Raw genomic sequence first — 7,325 nt, forward strand, 5'->3', positions numbered from 1 at the left:
GTAGATCTTTTCAATCACATCCGGATCAAGGCCATGTTCCTGGGCCCAGCCCCGGCGTTCACGCAGCATGGCATGGACCCGGTCTGCAGCTCGAACGCTGGCTTCACCTGACTTGAATCGAGCGGCTGATTTCACGAATTCAAATCGCTGACCCAGCGCGGAAATTATCTGGCGATCGATAGCATCGATCTCGGTCCGAACCTCCGCGAGGCTGGTGCATTCGTGTGGCTGTTTCATGCATGTCCTCAGTTGGATGAGTGGATTCCATTTGGCCTTCACTTGTATAGGAAAATCCTGGCGGCGTGTCTACCCAGGAAGACACTTGAGTTGACGTCCATCCGTCATGAACTTTTATTTGGCATCATTTCTGCTCCGCTGATGGGCCGCTTTCTACCGCAATTTACCCAGTAATGATAGACGCAGGACCGAGTGGTCCATCATGTCGATCAGGCTCCGATTTTATTCGTCCGGCTCTGATTTTTATTTGCAGCATAAGACCGCATTCACCGTCTCCCAAAGTGGTAACGAGAACCAATGCAGAAAACACTTTCACTTTTTAGAGACAGGGAGCAAATCTCATGAAGCTATTTTCATCACTCATGGCGTCAGCGGTGATCGCCACAGTCTGTTTATCAGGCTGCGGCAAGGTCTCCGAGACAACGAGCAGCACCAAGGACGTTGCGGACTGTCATTCCATTTTTTCCAATCGCGTCCGTCTTTCTGTTGGCCCCTACCTGGGCTCGCTCACCGTCTATCCTCAGGGCACCGGTCTGGGTGTGGCCAGCATCGAGGTCGATGATGGGCTCGAAGCATCCTGCGGCCGTTCCGATGTCACAGGTTCCGTGAGCTATAGCTATGTTCCCTTCACCCCTGATTACACGCTCACGCTCGATCTCACAAGTGCATCCTGCGGCAACCGTCGCGTCGTCGTCACGGGTGACTGTACGTCCAATGGAGTGGCGACAGCCGAATGGGATGGGTACCAAGGCACGCTGATCCGCAACCCGTGAATCTTAAGGCACCTGACATCCAGTTTTCGATAGGACCCACCCAAGGTGGGTTGGTCCTTAGCCATGAGAAAGGAGTTCTGTATGAAAAAATTTCTGAAATGTTTCGTCTTTGCTGCCACTCTCCTGACACCTGGTTTCGTCTATGCTGATGGCGAATGGATCAATATGGGAAACTATGGCGTCGGCTATGAACACCTGTGCCGCTATCATCGCGATACTTATACAGCGATGAGCATGCAGGCGGACTGTCTCTGGAACGGCAATGGCGTGACGCTTTGGGTTTATTACCGCTCCTGATCGTCACGCGGGGCGATGGGTGACCTTGCAAGAGGTCGCTTATCGCCTGCGAATCGATATCTGTTCGAGACCTTGTTCAGATTGCCTCACGCTGCTGCAGCGTGGGTGCCTGCTACCAGGTCTGGGTCAAACCAGAGAGCAGTGGAACCAACGCTCGCGATAGGACTCAATGAGCCAGGGTCGCATGTGAAATCGGCGACTTTCCCCGCGCTCTTTCTTTTTGTTTCGCAGATTCTTCCAACTCCTCTTCCTCTTGAAGAGGATGCCGCGGATTGGTCCGATGGCGCCAGATACGAATGAGGCTGTCCAGGAGAGCCAGGAGAAGAGGACCGGCGATCAAGCCTACGGACCCGAACGCTGTGATACCGCCGATCAAGGACAGAAAGACCAGCAGAGTATGCTGACGAATCTTCTTTCCGACCAGCAGGGGATAAAGAAGATTATCAATCAGTCCGATGACCACCGAACCAAAGAAAACAAGTATGAGCCCTTTGGTCACTTCACCTGTCATTATCAGGAAACCCGCGGCCGGAATCCAGACCAAAGCTGCACCGAGGACCGGCAGGACTGCGAGGATCGCCATCACCCCACCCCAGAGCAAAGCTCCGGGCAGACCCAAGACAAGAAAAACCAAACCTCCCAGGATCCCTTGGATGAGCGCCATAAGAAGGTGACCGTTGACCGTGGCGCGAATGGTATCGTGCGCACGTGAGAAAATCAGATCATTCTCCTCGTGATGCAGCGGAAGAAGATCACGGGTCTTCTTCTCGAATCGCTCGCGATCGCGGAGGAGAAAAAACACGATCAGAAGGACGATCGCCCATTCCGTCAGTTTCCAAACTGTCAGCGAAGCGAGGGCGGGCAGCCGCGAAGCGATCGCGGAGGCTGATTTCTTAAGCTGTCCTTCCAATTGACCCGCGTTGGTGAGTTGGCCCACCTTCTCATTCTTTTGCGTGAACTCTTGAACCTTGGCCTTGAAGTCGTCCTGCTGCACGATTTGCACTGCATGTCGCACTTCCTTGACCAGTTCAGCCGCAACGAAAACCAGAGGCGCAAGAATCAAAAGGCCGGCGAGAAAAGTAGCCAGCCCCGCCGCCACCGATTTATTTTTGAAACGCTTTTGAATCCAGCGATGAAGGGGATAGACCGTTACGGCCAGGGTCAGAGCCCAGACCAGGGAGTAGAGGAAGGGCGTAATCACCTGCGCGCATCCGTAGAAGATCAACCCGGTGGCCAGAGCCAGCATGAGAGCGTTCAGTTGCCGGCGGTCGGACCAAAAGATGTTTTGTTGCTCTTTACCAAGAATTGCAGTGTGGTCTTCCATGGTTGCGTCCCAGATTTTGGAGGTTGAATTCACAAACTCTCCCAGCCGGAAATGCAAAATTAGTACCATAGACTTTTTCCTGATCGCTTTACGCCATCATGGGCCCTCGATGCATGGAAGATCAGTCGGGACTTCCGCCAGGGATTGGCGGATGTCCAGTCGATGCTGAAGGTCCGCCTCGCTTTTCGCCTGCAGAAGACAAAGGCGGGTTTGCTCACCCAAAGGCTGCACGAAATCCTGAGGCCAGTCCTGAGGTCGGCTTTCATTCTGCATGTTTTCAGGCCAGGTAGCCGCATGGAAAGGAACTCAGACATCTGGTGAAAACGCCGAAATACTCCAGGGCCCTGGAGAGAGCTTCTTCAATCTCAGTTTGAAATCAGTTTTTCAGCTCTGGATAGAGAGCGCGAATGCCAGCCAGGTCACCAAAAGAAAGCCGCTGGACTTTCAGATTGCAGTAGGACATTACGGAGTCATAGTCCGGTCTGCCGATGTAATCAATACGATCCGGCCTTTCTGAAACGTTGGCATGTTCCTCCCCGGCGTCGCACTCGCCATCGTCCGGTCGGTAATCCGTACGCGTGTGCTCATGCAAAAGACCTAACGCGTGACCGATTTCATGGATAAATGCGCTACGCGTTCCAGCTATCACAGTGTCACGCTTTTGCCCGCTCTGAGCCGGGTAGTGATCATCCATGCCGATCCAGAGCGTCGCACCGTTTTCATTGCTTAAAGCTCGACTGGTCATGCCAACTTTCGATTTACCACCACCATAGGTATATCGGCCGCTGCCGTCCCAGTTGTGACTCAGTTTAAATTTCACGCGAATGATCGATCGCGAGAAATCAGCATTCTCGCAGTCCCGCCAGCGTTCAAAATAAACACCCACGCGAGCGTACTGTTGCACCGCAGTCTCCAAAAGGTCCTTGTAAATCTCTTCGCTCACCATTCTCCTATTCACAAAGCAGATCGGGATGTGCCTCGGTTCGGACCAGCGGGAGGCGTCCGCATCGATCACAGCATGAGGCGTGGAATCCTCCGGGCCCGTGCCACAACCGTTCACAAGCAGAAGAGCAAATCCAATCACATACTTCCTCATCGTTATCCTTTCTGGTGAATTTGGGAATACACGGGCAATAAAAACACTTCTGAGTCCAAAAAATGGCCCGTTCTTCGCTGGATACATTCATTTTTGAGTCATTAAGACAAAAGCGATCCGTCACACTCGAAGTGAGCGTGAACATACTTTCCTGGCGCGCGTCCGGCCACGATCATCGTTGAGGCTTTATAGTTCGGTCGGAGGAAGTTTTGCAACTCAATGAATTTAAACTGAAATTTTTCTAACTTGTTTCCTTTGAGCGACGCCATCTCGAAAACGAAGGGATAAGGCGAAGGACTTCACGAAGGGATTCATCCCCGGACGGAGTTATCCTGCGAGGGCGCAAAAGTGCTCGAATGGAGCGAGGCCCTGAATATCGATTTGGCCTTTTTTGATCATGACTATCATTTCGATTCCGGCGACGGTCTTCGCAGCCGACATGAAGGTTTTAAAGCCGACAGCCTGCATGGGATCCAGATTAACCATCCCCTCCAGCCAGCTTTGATCGCTTTCAACCAGCCGCAGATAAGCAGCCGAGGGACTAGTAGGAATCTGAAAGGATTTTTCACGCAACAGCTGGCTCCAAACCGTGAGAATGAAACTGGCGAATCCCGTGTCCTTCACCAATTGACTACATATCCAATCGAAGACTGCACACTTTAATCCGGTCAGCATGAAAATGACTTGTTTAAGGGATGTTCCAGGTGAGTGCAAGTCCAAGGTGGGTTGTCTGCTGTCCTGAGTCATCTTTTCTTACAATGGGCACAGGTATGATTTTAAAATTACTGCCATCAGAGTCCGGAGACAGAGACTGAAGTTGATGGTAGCGCGTGTTATGTCTTCCAGACCCAACGATGGAATCGACAAATTCCCAGATTTTAAATCCCAGGAATGGAAAAATGGCCGCAGTACCGCCTTCACGTCCGACAGCAAAAAGGACGACACACCCCAGTTCTGTCAAGGTAAAAACCATCCCTTTATACAGGTAACGACCCTGAACAGCATGACCTAATCCAAATCCCGGAACAGCTGCTAAAACACTTCCTGTAACGCGACGCACTCCCGATATTTCACCATCTTCCAGGACTTTTCGATCATAAGCGGTGAGTTCAATTGGTTCTTTGTTCTTTTTTTTAGGTGCTTGGCTTTCTTTTGAATAAATGGAAGGCATGAAAATAAAATTCAAACAGACGCAAACCAAAAACAGTTTACTGAGTGATGAAAGCATAGTTTCCTCAAGGGCCGAGATCAATTCGTGTAAGATTCACCAATTTACAACCTAGCATTCTTTTCCAGAAGCAGGAAATACCAGATTCCTGGCACTGCCTAGTAGCAGATTCAGAGTATGAGTGACGGGAAAGACTATCCCCGAAAAACTTCTGTAAAGGAAATGGAGAGATGCTTGTATACATAAATGTAGCCAACAGTTGAAATATGCCCGCAATCCAAGCGACGAAGCGACCGTCATTCAATTGCTCGAAAATCCTTACTGGCACAAAGGCTTTGACGGATTGGTATGGGGATCACAGGCTTATATCGCTGGCAAGGCAAAGAACCCACCGATGAACATTAAACGCCGATCCAGCAATCCGTTATTGGCATACGAAGCACGATCACAGGCTCGGAAGAAATCACCTTCTGGGCGCAAAAGACGATGGAATCGGTCGGAGGCATTGGGAAGACCGTCCGCATTGTCATCCCTCGATGGCGGTGGAGTTGGTGTCGGCGTGGGGCACTCCAAACGCAGGCAGGAGATTAAGCGCGACACAGTAATTTCCAAAGGCAAAAAGCGTGACGTTTACCGTAAGGTGTCAGAGCAGATGAAAAAAGAATTGGAAAAAATCCATGCAGAAACGTCGGTGGCCCTATCAGGAGTCAAGTCCGAGTTGAAAGCTAAATCATGGCGTGAGTTTTTCAGAGCTGCTGCTTAGGGACATTCTGCTTCCTTCCCAATCCACTAACGGCTCTTCATAATGTAAATGATGCAAAAAGGGTGCTGTGACTTTCGACTATGGCTTTTTTCAGAATTCCAATGAAGCCAGGAAGACCACGAATGCGAATGTCCTCATGAACAAGAGTTTTTTCGGGTTCTCCCGTGAAGGTAAAGCTAATTGCGATCTGCATGCCCTTTGGCCAGGCTTCGTAAAGGATCGATCCGTTATCAGTATCAACATAGGTCACAGCTTCGTAATTAAAATGCAGTTTCAATCCAAAGGGCAGGCACTTGAATTCATGCAACCGATAGCGGCCCTGCCCAAGATTTTCCACATGGTCCATCAGCGGATGCAAGTCACCGAAAGCAACCATATCCGTAAGCATGCCTTGAACGACTTCCAAGGGTTGGGGTACTTCGTGTTGAAGTGAAAACCGATGTTCCATGACATGCTCCTGAAATGGACTTGAGTTTAAATTGTAGTGCAAATCAGACACGAACGCGAGTTTCTGTAGGTAGACCTGCCGATGCAATCAATGCGATCCGGCCTTTCTGAAACGTTGGCGTGTTCCTCCCCGACGTCGCACTCGCCATCATTCGGTCGGTAATCCGTGCGCGTATGCTCATGCAAAAGACCTAAGGGAGGACTTCACAAAGGGAGTCATCCCGGGACGAAGTTATCCTGCGAGGGCGTAAAAGTGCTCGAATGGAGCGAGGCCCTGGATATCGATTTAGCCTTTTTTGATCATGACTATCATTTCGATTCCGGCGACGGTCTTATCGTCGTTTAAAGCGTGGGCAAGGGGAGGGAAGCGTACTGATGGGACCTTCCCGGAGCAGTCTTTCAAGTGACCTGCAATATTTGCCTTGCCTCGGCTTCCTAATCACGGCAAGGCAGGTCAAAATTGTTGCTTGTCGGACGGATGAAGTGCCTGCTTATTGGCTTTCTCGCTGTAAAGGAGCCGATATGGTTCTATGGAAACAGAGGTTTTTCGTGGCATGTGCCCTGTTCAGCTGGGTCAGCCTTATCTATTCGGCCTTTGTCACCACAATTATCTCTGTCATCGGTCTGGCGCTGATACTTTACTTCCTCCGACTAGCCTGGCCTACGGATTGGCAGAAAAGGGCAGGGCTGGAATTCAACAGAAAAAGCCTTTTGCTGGGCTTGGGGGCCACCAGCATCTTTCTGGGGATCTTTCGCTTCTATTATGCGCAAGTCGCGGTGCGGAGCGAGGTAACCATCGAGCTCATCGCAGTCGCTCCCCATGCTCTGCCGGGCATGATCTTCACCCTGGTCCAAACCTGTGCCGAGGAAATCATCCTCGGTTCCTTGTTGCTTCGTTTTGTGCAAGATCGCTGCCAGAGCTTATCAGAGACGTGGGCGACGGTGATCGTGGCTGTCGTGTTTGGATTGATGCATGTGGTCTTTTATCAGTCCGGACTCATTCTGCCTAAAGAGATCCTGCACCCGATGTCCCTGGCGGGGCTCACGCTGGCCGGGGTCCTTCGCAATTTGCTTATCGTCCGCTTTGGTCATATCGCCTACGCGTGGGCATTGCATTTCTCCTGGAATCTATACATGTTCCATTCGCCGATGCTGAGGTCGGGAGTTGCTCTGAGCGAGGCCGCGAAATTCAATCTGCTGTTCGGAGCCTGGGAATTCAT

The 7,325-nt window shown here is 51.0% G+C and carries 11 protein-coding genes; 4 read left to right on the forward strand and 7 right to left on the reverse strand.

What is annotated here, in order from left to right; genetic code table 11:
- On the reverse strand, nt 1-237 hold a 237-nt coding region (locus VE954_RS31895; protein WP_324960635.1), incomplete at its 3' end, for a chorismate mutase.
- Between the two features lie 341 nt (nt 238-578).
- Here VE954_RS31895 and VE954_RS31900 point away from each other — a divergent pair.
- Both VE954_RS31900 and VE954_RS31905 read left to right on the forward strand, forming a co-directional pair.
- Entirely contained in the window at nt 579-1,010 is a 432-nt protein-coding gene (locus VE954_RS31900) for a hypothetical protein (protein ID WP_324960637.1), read from the forward strand.
- An 81-nt stretch (nt 1,011-1,091) separates the two neighbouring features.
- A complete protein-coding gene (locus VE954_RS31905) occupies nt 1,092-1,307 on the forward strand; it encodes a hypothetical protein (RefSeq protein ID WP_324960638.1) in 216 nt (71 codons plus the stop codon).
- A gap of 166 nt (nt 1,308-1,473) precedes the next feature.
- Here the strand turns inward: VE954_RS31905 and VE954_RS31910 are convergent, their stop codons facing one another.
- From VE954_RS31910 to VE954_RS31930, 5 genes are all read right to left on the reverse strand, one after another.
- Complete coding sequence (locus VE954_RS31910) at nt 1,474-2,700, reverse strand: AI-2E family transporter (RefSeq protein WP_324960640.1); 1,227 nt, start codon at nt 2,698-2,700, stop codon at nt 1,474-1,476.
- A 27-nt stretch (nt 2,701-2,727) separates the two neighbouring features.
- Nucleotides 2,728-2,904, reverse strand: coding sequence for a hypothetical protein (locus VE954_RS31915; RefSeq protein ID WP_324960642.1), 177 nt, complete (start codon nt 2,902-2,904; stop codon nt 2,728-2,730).
- Between the two features lie 103 nt (nt 2,905-3,007).
- Entirely contained in the window at nt 3,008-3,715 is a 708-nt protein-coding gene (locus tag VE954_RS31920; protein ID WP_324960644.1) for a M12 family metallopeptidase, read from the reverse strand.
- Between the two features lie 339 nt (nt 3,716-4,054).
- Nucleotides 4,055-4,300, reverse strand: a complete 246-nt coding sequence (locus VE954_RS31925) for a hypothetical protein (RefSeq protein ID WP_324960645.1) — start codon at nt 4,298-4,300, stop codon at nt 4,055-4,057.
- 115 nt (nt 4,301-4,415) lie between these two features.
- Nucleotides 4,416-4,955, reverse strand: a complete 540-nt coding sequence (locus tag VE954_RS31930) for a hypothetical protein (RefSeq protein WP_324960647.1) — start codon at nt 4,953-4,955, stop codon at nt 4,416-4,418.
- 199 nt (nt 4,956-5,154) lie between these two features.
- Here VE954_RS31930 and VE954_RS31935 point away from each other — a divergent pair, with 199 nt between their 5' ends.
- Complete coding sequence (locus tag VE954_RS31935) at nt 5,155-5,658, forward strand: hypothetical protein (protein WP_324960649.1); 504 nt, start codon at nt 5,155-5,157, stop codon at nt 5,656-5,658.
- 37 nt (nt 5,659-5,695) lie between these two features.
- Here the strand turns inward: VE954_RS31935 and VE954_RS31940 are convergent, their stop codons facing one another.
- Nucleotides 5,696-6,106 carry an SRPBCC family protein gene (locus tag VE954_RS31940; protein ID WP_324960651.1) on the reverse strand — a complete coding sequence of 137 codons (411 nt, stop codon included), beginning with the start codon at nt 6,104-6,106 and terminating at the stop codon, nt 5,696-5,698.
- Nucleotides 6,107-6,627: 521 nt separating this feature from the next.
- On the opposite strand from VE954_RS31940, the gene VE954_RS31945 reads away from it, so the two are divergent.
- Nucleotides 6,628-7,325: type II CAAX prenyl endopeptidase Rce1 family protein (locus tag VE954_RS31945; protein WP_324960653.1), on the forward strand; the 698-nt coding region annotated here is incomplete at its 3' end.

Source organism: Oligoflexus sp. (assembly GCF_035638955.1).
In the GTDB taxonomy this organism is placed as follows: domain Bacteria; phylum Bdellovibrionota_B; class Oligoflexia; order Oligoflexales; family Oligoflexaceae; genus Oligoflexus.